The organism is Streptomyces daliensis (assembly GCF_054782395.1).
Genome location: NZ_BAAGSO010000094.1, coordinates 685,001 through 704,210, shown reverse-complemented (window position 1 = coordinate 704,210; position 19,210 = coordinate 685,001). Strand labels below are relative to the sequence as shown.

Genomic DNA, 19,210 nt, shown 5'->3' with positions numbered 1-19,210 from the left:
CCGGGGCCTCGGAGGCACAGGGCGGGCCGTCACCGTCACCGCCCCCGTGCCGGGAGGTCGAGCGAGAGCGGGATCGAGTGCGTGGTGAACCCGAGCCCGCGGTAGAGACCTTCGGCCTCCGGCGTGGCGTGCAGGTCCACGCGCGTGACGCCCCGGTCCGCGAACCAGTCGAGCAGGGCCCGCGTCGTGTCGCGGGCGTAGCCGCGGCCACGGTGGTGTGCGTCGGTGCAGACGTTGAAGACGAAGCCGAAGAGCCCGTCCGGATGCGGGGGAGCGGCCAGCCGCTCCTCCACGGTCCCCACGGCACATGCGGCCAGCCGCGGCCCCATGGCCCCGCCCCCGTCCTCGTCCGCGTCCACGACGAACGCGCCGAACCGCCGCTCCCCCTCCGGCTCCGAGAGAAAGCGCCGCAACGCCTTCTCCGCCGCACGCTCCCAGTCCCCGGGCTCGTCCCTGCCCCTCATCGCCGCGAACATCAGCCGCCGCAGCCGCACCAGCTCGGGCGCGTCATCGGAACGGGCGGGCCGCACGTGTCGCTCACTGATCATGCCCGGACGCTAACGCGGCACCCCGGGCTCCGGCACGGGGTTTACGCGCGGGCCGAAGACGGCCCGGTCCGACCGGCGGGCCTGCGCTGACAGGCGGTCTTGACGGCCGGTGCCGAAGTGGAACTACGGGACGCGTATGGAACCGCCGCTGAGGCAGAGGAGTTTCCGGTGACGCCTGGCGGTGCACACACGCCTTGGCTGGACTTCCCGGGCCAGCCTGTTCCGGCGCTGGGCCCCCATTCGTGACCCGGCGCGGCTCAGCCCAGGCGGGGGATCTCGATCGCCGGGCAGCGGTTCATCACCATGTCCAGGCCCGCCGCGCGCGTACGCGCGTACGCGGACTCGTCGATCACGTCGAGCTGGAACCAGACCGCCTTGGCGCCCACGGCCACCGCCTCGTCGGCGACGGCCCCCGCCAGGTCCGCGTTGACGAAGACGTCCACGACGTCGACGGGGAAGGGGATGTCGGCCAGGGAGGCGTAGCCCCGTTCGCCGTGGACCGGCTCCGCCTTCGGATGCACCGGTACCACGCGCTTGCCGAAGCGCTGGAGTACCCCCGCCACGCCGTACGCGGCACGCGCCTGGTTGTTGGAGAGGCCGACCACCGCCCAGGTGTCGCCCGACTCCGTCAGGATCCTGCGGACCGTTTCCTGGTCGCCGTACGTCTCGCCGTATGTGTCACCGTGTGTCGCTGCCATGGCTGATCCAACCCCTGGCACGGGCGGAGCATTCCCGCCCGCACCGGCCCCGCACCGGTCCCGCACAGCCCCCGTACCGGCCCGCATAGGGTGGCGGGATGCAGCAGGAGCAGTATGTGACCGTCGCGGGCGAGGGTGTCCACGAGACCGAGATCAGCCGTTCGCGCTTCCTCTGCGCCCTCGCGCCCGCCGCCACGGAGCGGGAGGCGCAGGACTTCATCGCGGGCGTGCGCAAGCGGCACCCGGCCGCCAACCACAACTGCTGGGCCTACGTCATCGGCGCCGACGGCGCGGTCCAGAAGGCCAGCGACGACGGTGAGCCGGGCGGCACGGCCGGGGTGCCCATGCTCCAGATGCTGACCCGTCGCGAGATCCGCTACGCGGTCGCCGTCGTGACCCGCTACTTCGGCGGCACCAAACTGGGCGCGGGCGGTCTGATCCGCGCCTACGGGGGCGCGGTCGGCGAGGCGCTGGACGCGGTGGGAACCGTCGTGAGGCAGCGCTTCCGGCTCGTCACGGTCACCACGGACCATCAGCGTGCGGGGAAGCTGGAGAACGAGCTGCGTGCGACGGGGCACGCGGTGCGGGAGGTGACCTACGGGGCAGAGGTGGCCATCGAGGTCGGTCTGCCCGAGGCCGGTCTCGACGCCTTCCGCTCCTGGCTGGCCGACGCCACGGCGGGCACCGCACGGCTGGAGCTGGGCGGAGAGGTCTACGGGTCGGTCTGAGCCGGCCGTCCCCGCGGAGGCGGGGGCCCGGCCTCCGGACGGGACGTGTGGGTACCGCCCCCTATTCCTGGCGCTGCCTGGGTATGAGGGAGCGTGCGTGGTCCATGGCGCGGCGCAGCGCGTGACCGCTCAGGACCACGGTCTCGTCGCGGTCGACGATGTCACGGGGGAAGAGGTCCCCCCGTTCGTAGTGCTGTCTCAGATAACGCACGGCCTCCAGCAACGAGGAGCAGCGCTGCTCGCCTGCTTCCTCATAGCGGTAGTAACGGGCCGTAAAAGCGTCCTCGCTCACCCCTCGCCTCCTGTACGCCGGATCACTTGTCACCGCGCTGTCGTCTTTCCGCGAGGTGGCGTTCCTACACGTAGGCAAAATGCCCGCGAACAGGGCGTGAAATCAATGGCCGCGCCCGGGCCGCTTGCCCGGACAGTCTCCCTCGCGCCTCCTTCCGTCGGTCCTCACTGTGACCGGGTTCACCACTCGGGGCCTTCGAAAACGAGGCGCGGACGCATTCCGTGTGTTGTCCGGGGCGGCTCCTCCGGTCTTGTCCCGCCTCCTCTCTTCTCGCCTCTTCTCGCCCTCGCCTTCCCGGTCCGCGCCCGTAGGGAGAGCCGTGACGAGGCGTGTGCGCAGCGGGGCTAGTGTGGTGCGTGCCCACCGGCGGGGACCGGTGGCGGTGAAGTACCGGCTCCAGGGCGTAGAGGGCGGGAGAGGGTGGACGTGCGGGTGGGGTGCCTGTCGTGAGAGTGCTGCACACATCGGACTGGCACCTGGGGCGCGGCCTCCACCGGGTGAGCCTGCTCGACGCGCAGCGGGCCTTCCTCGACCACCTCGTCGCCACGGTGGAGGCCAGGGAGGTCGAGGCCGTCGTCGTCGCCGGGGACATCTACGACCGGGCGGTGCCGCCCCTCGCGGCCGTCGAGCTGTTCGACACGGCGCTGCACCGGCTCGCCGCGCTCGGCGTCCCCACCGTCATGACCTCGGGCAACCACGACTCGGCACGCAGGCTCGGCGTCGGCTCCGGGCTCATGGAGGGCGCGGGCATCCATCTGCGCACCGACCCCGCCTCCTGCGGCACCCCCGTGCTGCTCTCCGACGCGCACGGCGACGTGGCCTTCTACGGGCTGCCGTATCTGGAGCCCTCCCTCGTGCGCGAGGAGCTGGGCGCCGAGACGCGCAGCCACACCGCCGTGCTGGGCGCCGCCATGGACCGGGTGCGCGCCGACTTGGCCGGGCGCGCCCCGGGCACCCGCTCCGTCGTCCTGGCCCACGCCTTCGTCACGGGGGGCGAGGTCTCCGACAGTGAACGGGACCTCACCGTCGGCGGCGTCGCCTCCGTCCCCGCCTCGGTCTTCGACGGCGTGGACTACGCGGCACTGGGCCACCTCCACGGCTGCCAGACCCTCACCGAGCGGGTGCGCTACTCGGGCTCGCCGCTGGCCTACTCCTTCTCCGAGAGCGGGCACCGCAAGTCCATGTGGCTCGTCGACCTGGACGCCGCAGGCTCCGTTGCGGCCGAGCGGATCGACTGCCCCGTGCCGCGCCCGCTGGCCAGGATCAGGGGCACGCTGGAGGAGCTGCTGGCCGACCCGGCACATGCGCGGCACGAGGATTCGTGGGTCGAGGCGACCCTCACCGACGCGGCGCGCCCGTACGAGCCGATGGCCCGCCTGGAGACCCGCTTCCCGCACATCCTCGCCCTCGCCTTCCAGCCCGAGCGCGAGGAGGAGGACGCGCACGCCTCGTACGCGCGGAAGCTGCGCGGCCGCAGCGACCAGCAGATCGCCGAGGACTTCGTCGGACATGTGCGCGCTGGCCGCGACGCCGACACGGATGAGCGGGACATGCTGAGCGCCGCGCTCGACGCCGTACGGGCCGACGAGGCGGCCGAGACGGGGCACGCGGTGCCCGACACCGGGACCGGAGCGGGGGCGAGTGCGGGGGCGGGGCACACGGTGACCGAGGGGGCACGATGAGGCTGCACCGGCTGACGATGACCGCGTTCGGGCCCTTCGGCGGCACCCACGAGGTCGACTTCGACACGCTCTCGGCCGCCGGACTCTTCCTGCTGCACGGCGCGACGGGCGCGGGCAAGACCTCCGTGCTCGACGCGGTGTGCTTCGCGCTCTACGGGGGCGTGCCGGGGGCCCGCCAGCAGCCGGGCGGCACGCTGCGCAGCCACCACGCGGAGCCGCACACCCTGACCGAGGTCGTGCTCGACCTGACCGTCGGCGAGCGGCGGCTGGAGATCACCCGCAGGCCGGAGCAGGAGCGGCCCAAGCTCCGGGGGAGCGGCACCACCAGGGAGAAGGCGCAGTCGTGGCTGCGCGAGTACGACACGGGGACGGGCGACTGGAAGGCGCTCAGCCGCTCCCACCAGGAGATCGGCGAGGAGATCACCCAGCTCACGGGCATGAGCCGCGACCAGTTCTGCCAGGTCGTGCTGCTCCCGCAGGGAGACTTCGCGCGCTTCTTGCGCGCCGGGGCCGAGGAGCGCGCCAAGCTGCTGGGCCGCCTCTTCGACACCGGGCGCTTCGCCGCCGTCGAGGACCACCTGGCGAAGATGCGCAGGAGCGCGCAGGAGGAAGTACGGGCCGGGGACGAGGCGTTGCTCGGCCTCGCCCACCGCATGCGCCAGGCGGCGGGGGAGGCCGCACCGTCCGCGGGAGCCTTCGCGGATACGGATGCGGACGCGGAAGCACCGGGGGGCGGCACCCCGCGCGCCGTGCCCGACCAGCGCCGGCAGGCCGCCGCCCCCGCCCCCGCGCGCGGACGCCGCCCCGCCACGACGGGACCGGGTACACGCACAGGCGCGGGCCAGGACGACGCCGCGCCGCTGTCGCCCGGCGACCCCGGGCTGGCCGACGCGGTGCTGGAATGGGCGGCCCTCGCCCGTACGGAGGCCCGCGAGCGCCGCGACATCGCGGCCCTCGCCGCGCGCGCCGCCGAGGACGCGCACACACGCGCGACACGCCGACAGGACGACGTACGCGAACTGGCCCGGCGTCAGCGGCGCCACGCCGAGGCCCGTCGGCGCGCCGCCGAACTGGAGGCCACGGCGCCGCGTCGCGACGCCGAACGGGAGCGGCTGGAGCGCGCCCGCGCCGCCGAGTCCGTCGCCCCGGCCGTAGCGCTGCGCGAGTCGGCCGAGGCCGAGCACCGGCGGGCCGCAGCCGAGGAGAGCCGCAGCCGCGCACCGCTGCCGCAGGACATCGCCGACGCGGCCCCGGCGCGCCTCGCCGAACTGGAGGGCGAGGCCCGCGAGGAACTGGGCTCCCTGAGCGCGGCGCGCCGCGCCGAGGCCCGCGAGGGCGCCATCGCCGCCGAACTCGGGGCGCTGGAGCGCGAGTCGCGCGCCGACGAGGAGGCGCTGCGCGAGGCCGAGGAGTGGCTGGCGGGCTGGGAGCGCACACGCGAGGAGCACCAGCGGCGCGTCGACGCCGCGCAGGAGGCACTCGCCCGCACCGAACACCTCGCAGGACAGCTCGAACCGGCACGCCGCCGCCTGGAGGCGGCCCGGCGCAGGGACCGGCTCGCCGGGGAGACCGAGGCGGCGCGGGAGACGTCGCTGCGCGCCCGTGAGGCGGCGTCCGCCGCACGCGAGCGCTGGCTCGACCTCAAGGACAGGCGGCTGCGCGGCTTCGCGGCCGAGCTGGCCGCCGGGCTGCGCGACGGCGAGCCGTGCGCCGTCTGCGGCTCGCCCGAACACCCCGAGCCCGCGCGCCTGGACGCCGAGCACGTCGGGCAGGAGGCCGAGGACGGCGCGTTCGCGGCCAGCGGGCGGGCGGAGTCGGCGCGGGAGTCGGCGGAGGAGACCTTCGGACGGCTGCGCGAGGAACTGGCCGCCGCGCGCGCCGAGTCCGGCGAGGAGGAGACCGGGGAACTCGCGGAGGTCGCGGCCCGCCTGGAGCGCGAACACGCCGAGGCCCACGGCCTGGCGGCCGGGGCACACGCGGCGAAGGAGGCGCTGGCCAGGGCCGAGGGCGAGTACGAGCGGCGCCGCGCCCAGCAGCAGGACGCGGCCCGGCGCGGCGCGGCACGCACCTCGCAGCGCGAGGCGCTCCAGCGCGAACAGGCGTCGCTGGCCGAGGAGTTGCGGCAGGCGCGCGGCGAGGCACGCAGCGTCGCCGAGCGCGCTGCCTCCCTGGAGCGGCGTGTCGCGCTGCTGACCGGCGCAGCCGAGGCGGCCCGTACCGCGCAGGGCACGGCGCAGCGGCTCAAGGAGGCCGACGCGCGACTCGCCGACGCCGCCTACCGCGCGCACTTCGACACGCCCGGGGCCGCAGCCGAAGCGGTGCTCGGCGAGGCCGAACAGGCCGCCCTGCGCGAGCGGCTGGAGGCGCGGCAGGCCGAAGAGGCGGCCGTCGCGGCGGAGCTGGCGGACCCGGAGCTGGCAGAGGCCGCGGGCGAGGCCCCGGCCGACACCGAGGAGGCCGAGCGCGCGGTGCGGGAGGCGACCGCGCGGCTGCGCGCGGCGTCGGCCGCCGACGAGGCGGCCCGGCACCGCTGCGACGAGCTGGACCGGCTCACGGCCCGCGCGCTCGCGGAGGCGCGCCGGGTGGCGCCGCTGCGCGAGAGCTACGAGCGCGTCGCGCGCCTCGCCGGACTCGCGGCGGGCACGTCGGCCGAGAACGAGCGCAAGATGCGGCTGGAGTCGTACGTGCTGGCAGCGCGCCTTGAGCAGGTGGCAGCGGCGGCGAGCGCCCGGCTGTCCCACATGTCGGGCGGGCGCTACACGCTCGTGCACTCCGACGCGCGCGCCTCGGGCCGCGGCCGTTCGGGGCTCGGGCTGCACGTCATCGACGCGTGGACCGGCGTCGAACGGGACACGGCGACGCTCTCGGGCGGCGAGACCTTCTCCGCCTCGCTGGCCCTGGCGCTCGGCCTGGCCGACGTCGTCACCGAGGAGGCGGGCGGCACCCGGCTGGAGACCCTCTTCATCGACGAGGGCTTCGGCAGCCTGGACGAGCAGACCCTGGATGAGGTGCTGGACGTCCTCGACTCACTCCGCGAGCGCGACCGCTGCGTCGGGATCGTCAGCCACGTCGCCGACCTGCGGCAGCGTGTCCCGGTGCAACTGGAGGTCGCCAAGTCCCGCAAGGGCTCGTCGCTGCGGCTCCGGTCCGCGCCCGTACGGGCGTGAGGGACGCCCGTACGGGCTGCGTGAGGGACGCCCGCCACGGGCGCCCCGCACGGGCTCAGGGGGTCAGGGTTCAGGAACCGGGGCAGGTGTCGCGGTACTCGCTGATCGTCGAGGAGGGCCGCGGGGGCGGGCAGAGGAACTGCTCGTAGCGGGTGTCGTCGTCCACGTACCGCTTGAGCCACGAGATGGCGTACTTCGCCACCGTCACATTGGGCGCCACGGGCGCCAGATGGTCGGCGCCCTCCAGCTCCAGGTACGCCTTCTCGGGCGCGGCGCTCAGGCTACTGTAGAAGGGCTCGGCGTGCTCGGCCACGGGCGCGACGGTGTCGTTCTCCGCGCCGACGACGAGCGTGGGCACGGGGTCCTTCTCCCACGTCTTGTCGGTGTGCCAGGGCGTGAGGGGCACGGCGGCCTGGAGCGTCGGCCGCTTCTCGGAGGCGCGGAGGCTGGCGCCGCCGCCCATGGAGTGGCCCGCGACCGCGAGCCGGGAGGCGTCGATCCGCTCGCGTACGTCGCTCGACGTGGTGAGCCAGTCCAGCGCGCCGAGCAACTGGTCGGCGCGCTGGTCGGGGAAGTCGAGCGGCGTGTTCGTCTCCAGCGTCATGACGACGAAGCCCTGGGAGGCCAGCCGCGGCCCGAGCCAGCCGACGGCGGCCTCGGGGGAGACGAACCCCGGGCTGATCGCGACGGCGCCGAACGTGCCCTGCGAGGTGTCGGTGGGGTAGTAGACGGTGCCCTTGTTGAAGCGGCCGTCCGCGCTCTCGGGTACCGCCTTCTGGGAGACGGCGAAGGGACCGCGCTCCGCTGTGACGCTCGCCTCCGTGGGTGCGGGGCCGCGCTCGTAAGGGTTGCCGGGGCCCGCCTGCGCCTGCTGGGGCACGAGCGTCGCGGCGCCCGCGAGCGCGGCGACGGCCGTCACCAGCGCGACTCTGTGCTGCGTTCTCGCCGTGCCCGTCGTTCTCGTCGTTCTCGTGGGGGTGCTCTTCGGTCTCATGCGCCGACAGTGTGTCCACGTCCCCGCCGCCGTTCTTCGCTTCGACGGGACATCTTGCGGCGCCGCGTTGTCATCGCGGCACGGACGCCCGCCGGACGGCGCGTCCGGCCGGCACGCGGAGCCGGACCGGAACCGACAGGGCCGCTGTGGTGAACGGGGTGGGTGTTCGGGGGATTTTCGGGGGTTCTTCGGGGGACTTCGGCGGGTCTTGGGTGGCCTCGGTGACAGGAGCGGCCGGGTGAGTCGGTAATGTGCCGCTGGCTACTGGTTCTGACGCGATGACCGAACGGAGGTGCGGTGCCCCCAGAGTCCAGCCATGTGCGCATCACCGCTCTCGCGGCCTGTGACGGCTGTGCGGTGGTACGGGTGAGCGGCGACCTCGACTATGTGTCCGAGCGGCAGTTCCTCACCTCGCTCGGTGCCGCGGCGGCGGCCGGCTACCGCTATCTGATCCTGGATGTGACCGCGCTGTCCTTCTGCGACTCGCGGGGCCTGTACTGCATGCTGAGCCTGCGCTGGCTGCTGCACCGCCGTGACGGCGCGCTCCTGCTCGCCGGTGTGGGGCGCAGGCTCGCCGATCTGCTGCACCAGACCAGCAGCGACACCCTGCTGCGCGCCTTCGACACCGTCCGCCAGGCGCTGGACACGGTGCCCGAGCACCACCGTCCCGTCTGGCCGCCGCAGGTGCCCTGCGGCCTCTTCGAGACCCCCGAGGTACGTGCCGAGCTGGCCTCGTCCGACCTGTCCGAGCGCATTCCCCCGCCGCCCGCGCCGCCCTCGGGCCTCGCCTGAGCGCGCCCCGCGCAGAGCCGGGGAAGAGCGCTCCCGTACCGGAAGGGGTAGGGGTACGGGAGCGCTCGTCAATGGCGCTGGGCCGACGGCGGTCTACCAGATCTCGCCGACCCACTCCGGGTGGTCGATGAACGGGTTCCTGTTGTGCTGGAACTGGTCGAATATCACCTGGTTGCGGTTCTTCTCGAAGTCGTCCGGCGGGTCCTGCGTGCTCCACTCCTTGAGGACCGAGAGGCGGCCGATGTTCGGCTTCGAGCCGTTGTCCACCTCGTCGTTCGGCTCCAGGTCGGCGAAGCCGTCGTCGCCGTCGTAGCGGACGGCCATGTAGAGGATCATCCGGGCGACATCGCCCTTGACCGCGTCGCGCGGCTCGTAGGAGTCGTCGTCGGTGAAGTTGCCCGGGGCCTCGTCGACCTCCGTGCCGCCCTCGTCGAAGTCCTTGTTGCCTCGGGTGCTGTTGACCGACACGTCGGTGGGCCGCAGATGGTGGACGTCGGTGCCGGGGCCCGTGCTGGTGCCGAAGTCGCCGTGCGACTTGGCCCAGACGTGCTCGCGGTTCCAGTCGTCCGCGTCGCCGCCGTTGCTGTCCTTGGACTGGGAACGGCCGCTGTAGAGGAGGATGACGTTGGACGAGTTGTCGGGGTCCTGGTCGGTGACCTTGAGCGCGTCCCACACCTCGTCGTACGAGAGCTGGGTGGTGTTGCTGCTGATGATCTCGTGCAGCGCGGACTTGAGTTCGTCGCCGGTCTTGCCCTCCGCGTCCTTGTAGTACGCGTCGTCCGCGGCGGAACCGGCCCGGGCGGCGGCCGAGTGGGCCGCGGGCGACGCGGGTTCGGGCGTCGCCTGCGCCGTGGTCACGGTGGCGGCGGCGAGCGCGACGAGTACGGCTCCGGTGAGCCCGGTCAGGGTTCTACGGCGCGCGGTGGAACGTTTCGTCTGGTCCACGAAGCTGTCCTCTCCCCGAGGATGTGGCACCGCGCCGCCGAACGTGGGGGTGCGGAGCGGCACCGGCCGACGGGTCATCAGCCGCGGTGAAGCCTTCCACCGCCGCATCTCCTCGGTGCGACGGTGACGGAAGGGATCTGCGGAGAAACGGTGAACACCTGTTCCCGTTGGGCGGGAATGGCGGGCATGTCCCGACCCGTCGGCCCTCCGGTCCCGCCGCTCCCCCTGGGGGTGCGGGGACCGTCGCCGTCACTCCCCTGAGGCGGCGGACCGTCCCGCGAGGGCGGGGGTGCCCGTGACACGGACGGGTGAGTCCTGGCCCGTCGCGTTGTGCTGCTCGGCCCAGTTGTCCAGCGCGGTGCGGCAGGCGTGGTCCAGGTGCCGCAGCCCGGTCAGATCCAGCTCGACGGGCCTCGAAGGGGGCAGCGCCTCCAGCGTGTCCAGGATCTTGGGCAGCCGCAGGAACGTCGCGTTGCCGCCGACCGACACCACGAGCCGCCCGCCCGTCAGCTCGCGCACGTCCACGTGGACGTGGGAGGTCTCCCACGCGGTCTTCACGACGGCCAGCAGCAGCCCGAGCAGCACGCCCTCGAACATGTTGGTCACCACGATCGCGACCGCGGTCACCCCGAGGACGACCGCCTCGCCCCGGTGCTCGCGCCACAGCGGCGCCAACTGCCGTACGGGCACCAGCTTCGCGCCCGCGTGCACCAGCACGCCCGCGAGCGCGGCGACGGGGATGACGCCGAGCGCGGAGGGGAACAGCGCGGCGAACAGCAGCAGCCAGAAGCCGTGCAGCACACGGGAGAGCTTGGTCCGCGCGCCCGCCTGGACATTGGCGGCGCTGCGCACGATCACGGCGGTCATCGGGAGCGCGCCCAGCGCGCCGCAGACCAGGTTGCCGGCGCCCTGTGCCATCAGCTCCTTGTCGTAGTCCGTACGCGCCCCCTCCCGCATGCGGTCCACGGCCGCCGCGCTGAAGAGACTCTCGGCGGACGCGATGAGGGCGAAGGCGAGGACGGTACCGAGGAAGGAGAGCTGTGCCAGCGAGCCGAGTTCGCCCAGCCCCGGCGGCTGGACCGACGCGATCAGCCCGTGGACCTCGACCTTGGCCACGGGGAGCCCGGCCACCGCGGTCACCGCTGTGGCGAGGGCGACGGCCACGAGGGGGCCCGGCACGAGACGGACCTTGGCGGGCAGCCGCTGCCACAGGACGAGGACGGCGAGGGTGCCCACGCCGACGCAGAAGGCCGGGAGCGCGGCCGGGCCGCTGACGATGTCGGCGGCGAGCCCCGGCAGCCCCGCCAGCTTGCCGAGGCCGCTGCTGGGCTGCTCGGCGTCGGCCATCGCGTAGACCTGCCCGAGAACGAGGACGAGGCCGATCCCGGCCAGCATCCCCTGCACCACGGCGACGGAGATCGCGCGGAACCAGCGGCCGAAGCGCAGGGCGCCGAGCGCGACCTGGAGCAGTCCGGCCGCGAGCACGATGAGGCCGAGCGCGGGAAGCCCGAACTCGCGGACGGCCTCGTAGACGAGGACGGTGAGCCCGGCGGCCGGACCGCTCACCTGGAGCGAGCTGCCGGGCAGACAGCCGACGACGAGCCCGCCGACGATGCCGGTGATGAGGCCCAGTTCGGCCGGAACGCCCGAGGCGACGGCCACGCCGACGCACAGGGGGACGGCGACGAGGAAGACGACCAGGGACGCGAGGACGTCGCGCCTGATCACGGGGGGAGTGAGGGGGGAGAACGCGGGGATCCGGTTCCTCATGCTGGCCTGCCTCCTACGCGCTGCGCAGTGCTGCCGCGGCGCGCGTGGTGTGGTCGGGTCATGTCAGGGAACGGTGCGACGGCCGCCACGTCGGCGTTGACGCGGCAGGGGAGCGGGCACGGCGGAGCGGGCCCCGCCGCGATCTTTCCGGGCACCGTGCGCCACACGATGGCGCACGCTTCCTGAAGGCAGCCTGAAGAGAAAAGCCCAGCGCACGAGGGCGCGGGGCGGGTTCCTGAACGCGCGCGGCCCGCACCCCGCCGGTGAGGAACGCGGGATACGGGCCGGGCGCGCGGACTGTGGGCCAGTGGCCAGGGGCCGGGGACCGAGGGCGGGTCAGAGTGCGGAGAGTTCCGCCACCAGGTCGTCCAGGCCCAGCGAGCCCTGGGACAGCGCGGCCATGTGCCACTTCTTCGCGTCGAAGGCGTCACCGTGTGCCTCGCGGGCCGCCGCACGGCCCGTCAGCCAGGCGCGCTCGCCCAGTTTGTAGCCGATGGCCTGGCCCGGAATGCCCAGATAGCGCACCAGCTCGCTCTCGACGAAGTCGGCGGGACGGCCGCTGTGCATCCCGAAGAACTCCTGCGCCAGCTCGGGCGTCCACCGCTCGCCGGGGTGGAAGGGCGAGTCGGCCGGGATCTCCAGCTCCAGGTGCATGCCGATGTCCACGATCACGCGCGTCGCGCGCATCATCTGCGCGTCCAGATAGCCGAGGCGCCGCTCCGCGTTGTGCAGGAAGCCCAGCTCGTCCATCAGCCGCTCGGCGTAGAGCGCCCAGCCCTCCGCGTTGGCGCTGACCATGCCGACCGTTGTCTGGTAGCGCGACAGCTCGTCCGCGACGTGCGCCCACTGGGCCAACTGGAGGTGGTGGCCTGGAACGCCCTCGTGGTACCACGTCGAGACCAGGTCGTAGACGGGGAAGCGGGTCTCGCCCATCGTCGGCAGCCAGGTGCGGCCAGGGCGGGAGAAGTCCAGCGACGGCTGCGTGTAGTACGGGGCGGCGGCGCTGCCGGGCGGCGCGATGCGGGACTCGACGCGCTTGACGCGCTCGGCCAGCTCGAAGTGGGTGCCGTCCAGCTTCTCGATGGCCTCGTCCATGATGCTCTGGAGCCAGTCGCGCACCTCGTCCACGCCCTCGACGGCCTCGCCGTGCGTGTCCAGGTGGCGCAGCGCCTCCCAGGGGGTGCGGGCGCCCGGCAGGATCTTCTCCGCCTCGACGCGCATCTCGGCGAGCAGCCGGTGGAACTCGGACCAGCCGTACGCGTACGCCTCGTCCAGGTCCAGATCGGCGCCGTTCCAGAAGCGGGCCCAGCGCGCGTAGCGCTCACGGCCCACGGTCTCCGGGGCGCCCTCGACGGCGGGCGCGTAGACGTCGCGCAGCCAGTCGCGCAGCTCTCCGATGGCGCGTGTGGCCGCTCCGGCGGCCTCGGTCAGCTCCGCGCGCAGCGACTCGGGGCCCTCGCCAGCGAAGGAGACGAACCAGCCCTTGCCGTCCCCCTGCTCGTCCTCGCCGATCCACTCGCTGAGCTGGCCGGTCACCGTGGACACCTGGCGCGGGCCCGCGTACAGCTTCTTGGCGAGCCCGGCCTCCAGCGACGCGCGGTACCCCTCCATCGCCGCGGGCACCGCACGCAGCCGCGCGGCCACGTTCGTCCAGTCCTCCGCGGACTCGGACGGCATCACGGTGAAGATGCCGCGCACGGAGTGCGCCGGAGAGTTGAGGTTGCTGACGGCGCGCAGGCCCTCGTCCGCCTCGTGCACGGCCAGCTCGGCGGTCAGCCGCTCGCGCAGCAGCCGCGCGCAGCGCCGCTCCGCCTCGCTGTCCCCGCCGGGCCGTGCCTCCGCCTCGGCCAGCCGCTGGAGCGTCACCCGGCTCAGCTCCGCCAGCGCCTCCTGGCCCGCGGGGGAGAAGTCGGGCAGCTTGCCATGGCTCTCGGGCACTCCGAGATAGGTGCCGGTGATCGGGTCGAGTTCGACGAGCGCGTCGACATAGGCGTCGGCGACCTGGCGCGGCAGGGGCGCGGCATTCATTGCATCGGACATGCGCCCATCCTGGTACGGGGAGGCGCCCCGCGTCACCAGCATTGCGCCGTGAGCTGACGGATCGGCGCCGCGCCGTGGGCGGGGGCGTCGCGGGGGCGCGTACGTACGGGACGCGGCCGGGAGCGGGACGTACCCCAGGGGCCCCTGGGGTACGTCCCGCTCCGGTGCGTTCTCAGCCCTCGGCGCCCTTCGTCGCGGGGGCCACGGGTTCAGCCGACGGCGCGGACGCGGGGGCGGGAGCCAGCCGCGCCGTGATGACGAGCGTGCCCTCCTCCACCTGGTAGTCGAGCGGGAGCCCGAGGCCCCGCATCGCCGCGACCATGGCGGTGTTGGACGACTGGGTGACGGCGTAGACGCACTCGGAGCGCGCCTCACCGGCCAGCGCGACCAGCCGCCGCAGCAGCTCCTCGCCGATGCCCCTGCGCTGCCAGGCGTCCTCGACCAGGAGGGCCACCTCGGTCTCGTCGCCGTCCCACAGCAGGTGCCCCAGCGCCACCAGCTTGCCCGAGGCCGTCTCCACGGCGAGGGTCCGCCCGAAGCGCGGCGAGAGCAGGTGGCCCAGATAGCGGTCGGCGTCCTTGACGGGGCCGTGGTAGCGCAGCGCGAGGGTCCGCTGCGAGCAGCGTTCGTGCATCGCGCGGGCCGCGTCGAGGTCGCTGGTGTCCGCCCTGCGTACGGTGATCTCCTGCCCCTCCGGCAGGGTCAGCGCGTCACGGCTGCGCGGCATGCGGTGCCCCAGCCTGGCGTCCAGCTCGACGAGCGCGCGGGCGCGCGCGAACTCCGTCGGGGTGAAGGGCAGATGGGGCCGTTCGACGACGATGGCCCCGCCCGCCGGGTCGGGCAGCCGCAGCGTGTACTCCTCCATCACACCCTCCGGCGGCACCTCACCGGCCGCCCTGTGTCCGAACACGGGGACCGGGGGCAGCGACTGGATGGCGCAGCGCCCCAGCAACTGGCGCAGCGCGAGCGGGAGTTCCGCCGCGTCCAGCGCCGTACGGGTGGCCAGGCCGAGCACCCTGGCCGGGGCGTCCACCAGGTCGTGCGCGTCGGCGCGCTCCAGCCAGGTGTCGCTGCCGCCCGCGCGGGAGACGAACCGGGACAGCTCGTCGCCCTCCAGCGCCTCCGGGGCGCGCAGCAGGAACTCGTCCACGGTGCGGTCGCCGAGCGGGTGCGTCTGGAGGGAGAGGACGTCCACCCGGTGCTCCGCCATCGCCGTGCACAGCGCGGCGAGGGAGCCCGGCGCCTCCTCGACGGTCGTGCGCATCCGCCACAGCGAGGTCACCCCGCGCGTCGCGGAGTCCTCGCCGTCCGCCGGGGTGCGGGTGTGCGCCGGTACGCGCGTCGTGTGCGGACCGTCCGTATCGGAGCCCGGCGGCGCGTGCGTGTGACGTCGTGACCACCATGCGTGGAACCCGGCCGTGGCCAGCAGCGCCGCCGCGGCGACACTCAGCGTGACGGGTCCCTCGGGGGCGTGCACCACGGTCTTGGCCGCGGTGTCGGCGACGGCGACGGCGGTGAACAGGGCGGCCAGCTCGACCACGTCACGGCGCCAGTGGTGGGGACGGTGCGGTTTCCTGCGCTTCGGGTTGTGAGCCATGAAACCACCCTCACGCACGGGTATTGCGTGATCAAGAACGCTCTGTGACCGATGGGTTAAGGGTGCGTCTGGGTGCTTAGCGCCCTATTGATACCCCTTTTACGTGCCCTGCTCAGCCCCGCCCGTCCCGCCCGCCCCGTACGCTCCCGTCGCCCCCTGCGACGCGCCGGAGCACCTGCCCGCAGCGTCGCGCGTACGCGCGCTGGAACCACCGGAGCAACGGTCCCGCCGCGCGGGTCCACCAGGTGCGGGGCCTGCTGAACGCGCGCACCGTCAGCACCACGGCGGCGTCCGGGCCCGCGCCGTCGCGGCTGACGAGGAACGCCTCCTCGCCGGAGACCGGGTGGCCCGGCAGCGTCCCGTAGGCCCACCCCGCCAGGCGTTCGCCCTCCGCCGTCCACACCACCCGGCACGGCCCGTACACCCGCAGCGGCCCCACGCCCAGACCCACGGTGACCTCGGCGCCCGGCGCGGCGCGCCCCGCCCGCGTGGCCCCCTTGGTTACGCGTACCCCCATCGCGCGGTGCATCCGCCACTCCATGAGGGCCGCTGCGGCGGCGCGGAAGACGGCGTCGCCGGAGCCGAGCACCGTGCTCACGCGCAGCGCGCGGTAGCCGGGCGGCGGAGCCGTGTCCTCCCAGGTCGCGCCGGTCTCCGCGTAGGTGAGGCCCGTGAGGTCCGGGGCGCGCCGCACGGCGGGGCGCCCCGGCGGGCCCGGAGGGGGCGGCGGAGCGGAGCCTTCCGTCATACGGACAGGGTGCCGCACTCCCGGCCCGTACCCCTCACTGGCCTACGCGCCCCGGCTGGAGCACCTTCGTATAGAGAACCTCGCCGCCCTCCTCGCGCAGCCGGACCGTCATCTCGCCGCTCGACCCGTCGATGTCGACCTGCCCGTAGAACTGGCCGCCCTCGGACGGCGGCACGTTCGCCGTGCTCGGTGCCTTCGCGAACGCCTGCTTCGGGCCGAACGTGCCGTCCAGCTTCAGCGCGGGGAAGCCGCCCGCGTTCAGCGGGCCCGAGATGAACTCCCAGAACGGGGCGAAGTCGTCGAACGCCGCCTCCGACGGCTCGTAGTGCTGCGCGCAGGTGTAGTGCACGTCCGTGGTGAACCAGACCGTGCCGGTGATCCGCTGCCGCTTGATGTGCCGCAGCAACTCCGCGATCTGGAGTTCCCTGCCCAGCGGCGCGCCCGGATCACCCTGCGCCACCGCCTCGAAGTCCGTCTTGCCGTCCGGGACCACGAGGCCGACCGGCATGTCCGACGCGATGACCTTCCACACCGCGCGCGAGCGCGACAGCTCCCGCTTGAGCCACTTGAGCTGCGTCGCGCCGAGGATGCCCTGTGTGTCGTCGGCCTGACGGCCCGGCGAGTTGGCGTTGCGGTACGAGCGCATGTCCAGCACGAACACGTCCAGCAGGGGACCGTGGTGCACCACGCGGTAGACCCTGCCCTCGTCGTCACCCGGGGGCAGGGTGGAGAGGGGGAAGTATTCGCTGAAGGCCCGCAGGGAGCGGGCGGCGAGGGTGTCCACGTCCTTCACGGTGTAGCGCGCGTCGTCCAGGATCTCGCCCGGGTACCAGTTGTTCAGCACCTCGTGGTCGTCCCACTGCACGACGGAGGGGACCTGCGCGTTGAAGCGGCGCAGGTTCTCGTCAAGGAGGTTGTAGCGGAAGTTCCCGCGGAACTCGTCCAGCGTCTCGGCGACCTTCGCCTTCTCCGGCGTGGTGACGTTCCGCCACACGCCGCCCCCCGGCAGCTCGACCTTCTCCACGATGGGGGAGTCGGCGTAGATGGTGTCGCCGCTGTTGAGGAAGAAGTCCGGGTCCAGACGGCGCATCTCCTCGAAGATCGGATAGCCGCCCCGGTCCGGGTTGATCCCCCAGCCCTGCCCCGCCAGGTCGCCCGACCACAGGAAGCGCACGTCCTCGCGCCTGCGGTCAGGGGCCGTACGGAAGGTGCCGTACACGGGCTCGCCCGTGCGGCGCGGGTCGTCGGGGTCGGCGAGGAGCACGCGGTAGTGGATCTGCTCGCCCGCGGGCAGGCCGCGCAGCGCGGTGCGCCCCGTGAAGTCCGTCTCCGGGCCCACGACGGGGCCGTGCCAGCGCTTCGCGTTCCGGAACGACTCCGTCGCCGACGTCTCCACCACCATCCGCGCCCTGCGGTCGGCACGCGCCCACACCAGCCCGGACGACGTGGTCACGTCACCCGCCTGGACGCCCCACTTGGCGCTCGGCCGCCCCGCGAGGGCCTGCGCGGGCGCCGCGCCGGAGAGCGCGGGCAGCGAGAGCGCGGCGGAAGCGGCGAGCGAGCCGCGCAGCACCGCACGCCGCCCCGGAGCCGGAGCCGGGGCCGGGGTTCTGCCGGTGGTCGGATCGTCTTGCGCCATGGGACGGGCCTCCTGGTGGTGGTCAAAGGGTCGGCGGCTCACGTATAGCCGTTTCGTGTGCCCCACACACGACGCCCCAGTCAACTACTCGGCCCTGATGGGTCGGGCTTGCAGGCAGAGTACGGTGGTCTTGATGCCGTGCTGTGGTCCCCTGCATCCGGTACCGCTAGGCGGTACTGGGGCGGTTGACTGCGCCCCGCTGCCACGCAGCATCGGCCCGGTGGGCGATGTTGCGGGAGCCGTTGTAGTCCGCGTGCAGCACGATCCCGCAGGAGCGGCAGGCGAACTTCGCTCGGGTCACCCGGTTGGTGCGGTGGGTGTGCCAGCACTCGGAGCACTGACGGGAGGTGTTGCGCGGGTCCACGTGGACCATGGGCACCCCCGCCCGTCGTGCCTTGTACCCGACGAACGCGCCGAGCTGGGCGAAGGCCCAGGAGTGCAGTCGTGCCCGCTGGTCTTTCCTGGCCGTAACCCTCTGCCGGATACCGGTCAGATCTTCCAGACCGATACCTCGGGAGGTGCGTTCAGCGGTGTGCACGAGCTTCTTGGCGATGATGTGGTTGCGTTGGGTGGCGTACCGCGACTCGCGGCGCCGGATACCGGCAAGGCGGCGCTGTGCGGACTTGGTGCGCTTCTTCTGCAACTTCTTGCGCAGGTCGCGGTGCCGCTTGCGGTAGCGGTTGACCTGCCGCCCGGACATGATCTGTCCGTCGGACGTGGTGGCGATGTTGACGATGCCCAGGTCCACGCCGAGGAACCCGGTCGGCTCATACGGCTCGGGTTCGGGCACCTCGATGGTGGCGATGAGGAAGAACATCCCCTCGCGCATCATCAGATCCGACTCGCCCTTGCGGGAGGCGAGCAGCTTGAGCGACTGAGGGGAGCAGACGAACGGGATGCCTTTCAGGCGTCCGGCCACCGTCCAGAGGGACACGGTCTGCTCGTCGAGGTTCCACGTCAGCATCCGGTCGTCGAACGGCTGAGCGGCATCCTCGCGGAAGACGACCGGCTGAGACTCGACCCTGCCCCGGCGCTTGGAACCCTCGGGGCCGTAGTTCCCCGCCCGGATGTTGCCCTTGAGCGTGGCGTACGCGTCGCACACCTTCTTGACGGTCCGCACCGCGGCCTGCGCCCCGAGGTCAAAATCAGCCTTGATCCGGTGGTACACGGCCTCTTGCAGCACGTTCCGCCGCTTGAGGTCCTTGGCGAACGCCACCTCACTGGCCGCGTTCGCGGCCCGGTTGCAGGCACGCAGGGTCGCCGCCAGAGCGTCCGCGTCATACGCAGAAGCAGGCAGCAATTTCACCTGCGCAACAATCTTCACGCAGAACAACCTAGTACGACCAGGCCATCAGAAACCACCTTTCCGCCCAGACGCCACGAAACGAACTCCGCCGCTGCACGGCTCTGCCCCGAAGAAGCCATTCCTCCCGGGGTTGAAGTTCCGGGCTTCCTGGCTGGATCAAGGTGAACACCGACGCCACAGCGGACATAAGGGTTCCCGCCGAACGGCGTGGTCCAGCGGCGTGGCCGAACGGCGTGGTGCGGTGTCGGACCGCCGCTCTAGGAT

15 protein-coding genes are annotated in these 19,210 nt (G+C 73.1%); 4 read left to right on the top strand and 11 right to left on the bottom strand.

What is annotated here, in order from left to right; genetic code table 11:
• Positions 1–35: 35 nt before the first annotated feature.
• Together ACYVOO_RS25605 and ACYVOO_RS25600 are read right to left on the bottom strand one after the other, a co-directional pair.
• Positions 36–548: a GNAT family N-acetyltransferase gene (locus ACYVOO_RS25605; RefSeq protein WP_461018035.1), complete on the bottom strand. Its 513-nt coding sequence runs from the start codon at positions 546–548 to the stop codon at positions 36–38.
• A 257-nt stretch (positions 549–805) separates the two neighbouring features.
• Positions 806–1,246 carry a CoA-binding protein gene (locus tag ACYVOO_RS25600; RefSeq protein ID WP_461018034.1) on the bottom strand — a complete coding sequence of 147 codons (441 nt, stop codon included), beginning with the start codon at positions 1,244–1,246 and terminating at the stop codon, positions 806–808.
• Between the two features lie 98 nt (positions 1,247–1,344).
• On the opposite strand from ACYVOO_RS25600, the gene ACYVOO_RS25595 reads away from it, so the two are divergent.
• Entirely contained in the window at positions 1,345–1,974 is a 630-nt protein-coding gene (locus ACYVOO_RS25595) for a YigZ family protein (protein ID WP_461018033.1), read from the top strand.
• A gap of 61 nt (positions 1,975–2,035) precedes the next feature.
• Here ACYVOO_RS25595 and ACYVOO_RS25590 read toward each other — a convergent pair whose 3' ends face one another.
• The gene (locus tag ACYVOO_RS25590; protein ID WP_461018032.1) at positions 2,036–2,266 is read right to left on the bottom strand and encodes a hypothetical protein; all 231 of its coding nucleotides are present in this window, start codon (positions 2,264–2,266) and stop codon (positions 2,036–2,038) included.
• Between the two features lie 446 nt (positions 2,267–2,712).
• Between ACYVOO_RS25590 and ACYVOO_RS25585 the strand changes: the two genes are divergently transcribed.
• Positions 2,713–3,948, top strand: coding sequence for an exonuclease SbcCD subunit D (locus ACYVOO_RS25585; RefSeq protein ID WP_461018031.1), 1,236 nt, complete (start codon positions 2,713–2,715; stop codon positions 3,946–3,948).
• The gene (locus tag ACYVOO_RS25580) at positions 3,945–7,115 is read left to right on the top strand and encodes an AAA family ATPase (RefSeq protein ID WP_461018030.1); all 3,171 of its coding nucleotides are present in this window, start codon (positions 3,945–3,947) and stop codon (positions 7,113–7,115) included. Before ACYVOO_RS25585 ends, ACYVOO_RS25580 begins: the two co-directional genes overlap by 4 nt.
• 70 nt (positions 7,116–7,185) lie before the next feature.
• Here ACYVOO_RS25580 and ACYVOO_RS25575 read toward each other — a convergent pair whose 3' ends face one another.
• Positions 7,186–8,109, bottom strand: a complete 924-nt coding sequence (locus ACYVOO_RS25575; protein WP_461018029.1) for an alpha/beta hydrolase family protein — start codon at positions 8,107–8,109, stop codon at positions 7,186–7,188.
• A gap of 297 nt (positions 8,110–8,406) precedes the next feature.
• Between ACYVOO_RS25575 and ACYVOO_RS25570 the strand changes: the two genes are divergently transcribed.
• Complete coding sequence (locus tag ACYVOO_RS25570; RefSeq protein ID WP_461018028.1) at positions 8,407–8,901, top strand: STAS domain-containing protein; 495 nt, start codon at positions 8,407–8,409, stop codon at positions 8,899–8,901.
• 93 nt (positions 8,902–8,994) lie between these two features.
• Here ACYVOO_RS25570 and ACYVOO_RS25565 read toward each other — a convergent pair whose 3' ends face one another.
• The 7 genes from ACYVOO_RS25565 to ACYVOO_RS25535 all read right to left on the bottom strand — a co-directional run bounded on the left by ACYVOO_RS25565 (position 8,995) and on the right by ACYVOO_RS25535 (position 18,964).
• Positions 8,995–9,846, bottom strand: a complete 852-nt coding sequence (locus tag ACYVOO_RS25565; protein WP_461018027.1) for an endonuclease I family protein — start codon at positions 9,844–9,846, stop codon at positions 8,995–8,997.
• Between the two features lie 249 nt (positions 9,847–10,095).
• Entirely contained in the window at positions 10,096–11,616 is a 1,521-nt protein-coding gene (locus ACYVOO_RS25560) for a SulP family inorganic anion transporter (protein WP_461018026.1), read from the bottom strand.
• A 336-nt stretch (positions 11,617–11,952) separates the two neighbouring features.
• On the bottom strand, positions 11,953–13,656 hold the full coding sequence (locus tag ACYVOO_RS25555) for a DUF885 domain-containing protein (RefSeq protein WP_461018025.1): 1,704 nt from the start codon (positions 13,654–13,656) through the stop codon (positions 11,953–11,955).
• Between the two features lie 172 nt (positions 13,657–13,828).
• Positions 13,829–15,253, bottom strand: coding sequence for a GNAT family N-acetyltransferase (locus ACYVOO_RS25550; RefSeq protein ID WP_461018024.1), 1,425 nt, complete (start codon positions 15,251–15,253; stop codon positions 13,829–13,831).
• A gap of 112 nt (positions 15,254–15,365) precedes the next feature.
• Positions 15,366–16,001: a DUF1990 family protein gene (locus tag ACYVOO_RS25545; protein WP_461018023.1), complete on the bottom strand. Its 636-nt coding sequence runs from the start codon at positions 15,999–16,001 to the stop codon at positions 15,366–15,368.
• Between the two features lie 34 nt (positions 16,002–16,035).
• On the bottom strand, positions 16,036–17,640 hold the full coding sequence (locus tag ACYVOO_RS25540) for an alkaline phosphatase D family protein (RefSeq protein ID WP_461018022.1): 1,605 nt from the start codon (positions 17,638–17,640) through the stop codon (positions 16,036–16,038).
• A gap of 166 nt (positions 17,641–17,806) precedes the next feature.
• Positions 17,807–18,964 (bottom strand): RNA-guided endonuclease InsQ/TnpB family protein, encoded by a 1,158-nt coding sequence (locus ACYVOO_RS25535; RefSeq protein ID WP_461018021.1) that lies wholly within the window; start codon positions 18,962–18,964, stop codon positions 17,807–17,809.
• Between the last annotated feature and the right edge of the window lie 246 nt (positions 18,965–19,210).

Coding starts and splice junctions, on each gene's coding strand:
- ACYVOO_RS25540 (WP_461018022.1), bottom strand. CDS start 17,640: ATGGCGCAAGACGATCCGACCACCGGCAGAACCCCGGCCCCGGCTCCG.
- ACYVOO_RS25555 (WP_461018025.1), bottom strand. CDS start 13,656: ATGTCCGATGCAATGAATGCCGCGCCCCTGCCGCGCCAGGTCGCCGAC.
- ACYVOO_RS25595 (WP_461018033.1), top strand. CDS start 1,345: ATGCAGCAGGAGCAGTATGTGACCGTCGCGGGCGAGGGTGTCCACGAG.
- ACYVOO_RS25580 (WP_461018030.1), top strand. CDS start 3,945: ATGAGGCTGCACCGGCTGACGATGACCGCGTTCGGGCCCTTCGGCGGC.
- ACYVOO_RS25550 (WP_461018024.1), bottom strand. CDS start 15,253: ATGGCTCACAACCCGAAGCGCAGGAAACCGCACCGTCCCCACCACTGG.
- ACYVOO_RS25575 (WP_461018029.1), bottom strand. CDS start 8,109: ATGAGACCGAAGAGCACCCCCACGAGAACGACGAGAACGACGGGCACG.
- ACYVOO_RS25560 (WP_461018026.1), bottom strand. CDS start 11,616: ATGAGGAACCGGATCCCCGCGTTCTCCCCCCTCACTCCCCCCGTGATC.
- ACYVOO_RS25600 (WP_461018034.1), bottom strand. CDS start 1,246: ATGGCAGCGACACACGGTGACACATACGGCGAGACGTACGGCGACCAG.
- ACYVOO_RS25545 (WP_461018023.1), bottom strand. CDS start 16,001: ATGACGGAAGGCTCCGCTCCGCCGCCCCCTCCGGGCCCGCCGGGGCGC.
- ACYVOO_RS25605 (WP_461018035.1), bottom strand. CDS start 548: ATGATCAGTGAGCGACACGTGCGGCCCGCCCGTTCCGATGACGCGCCC.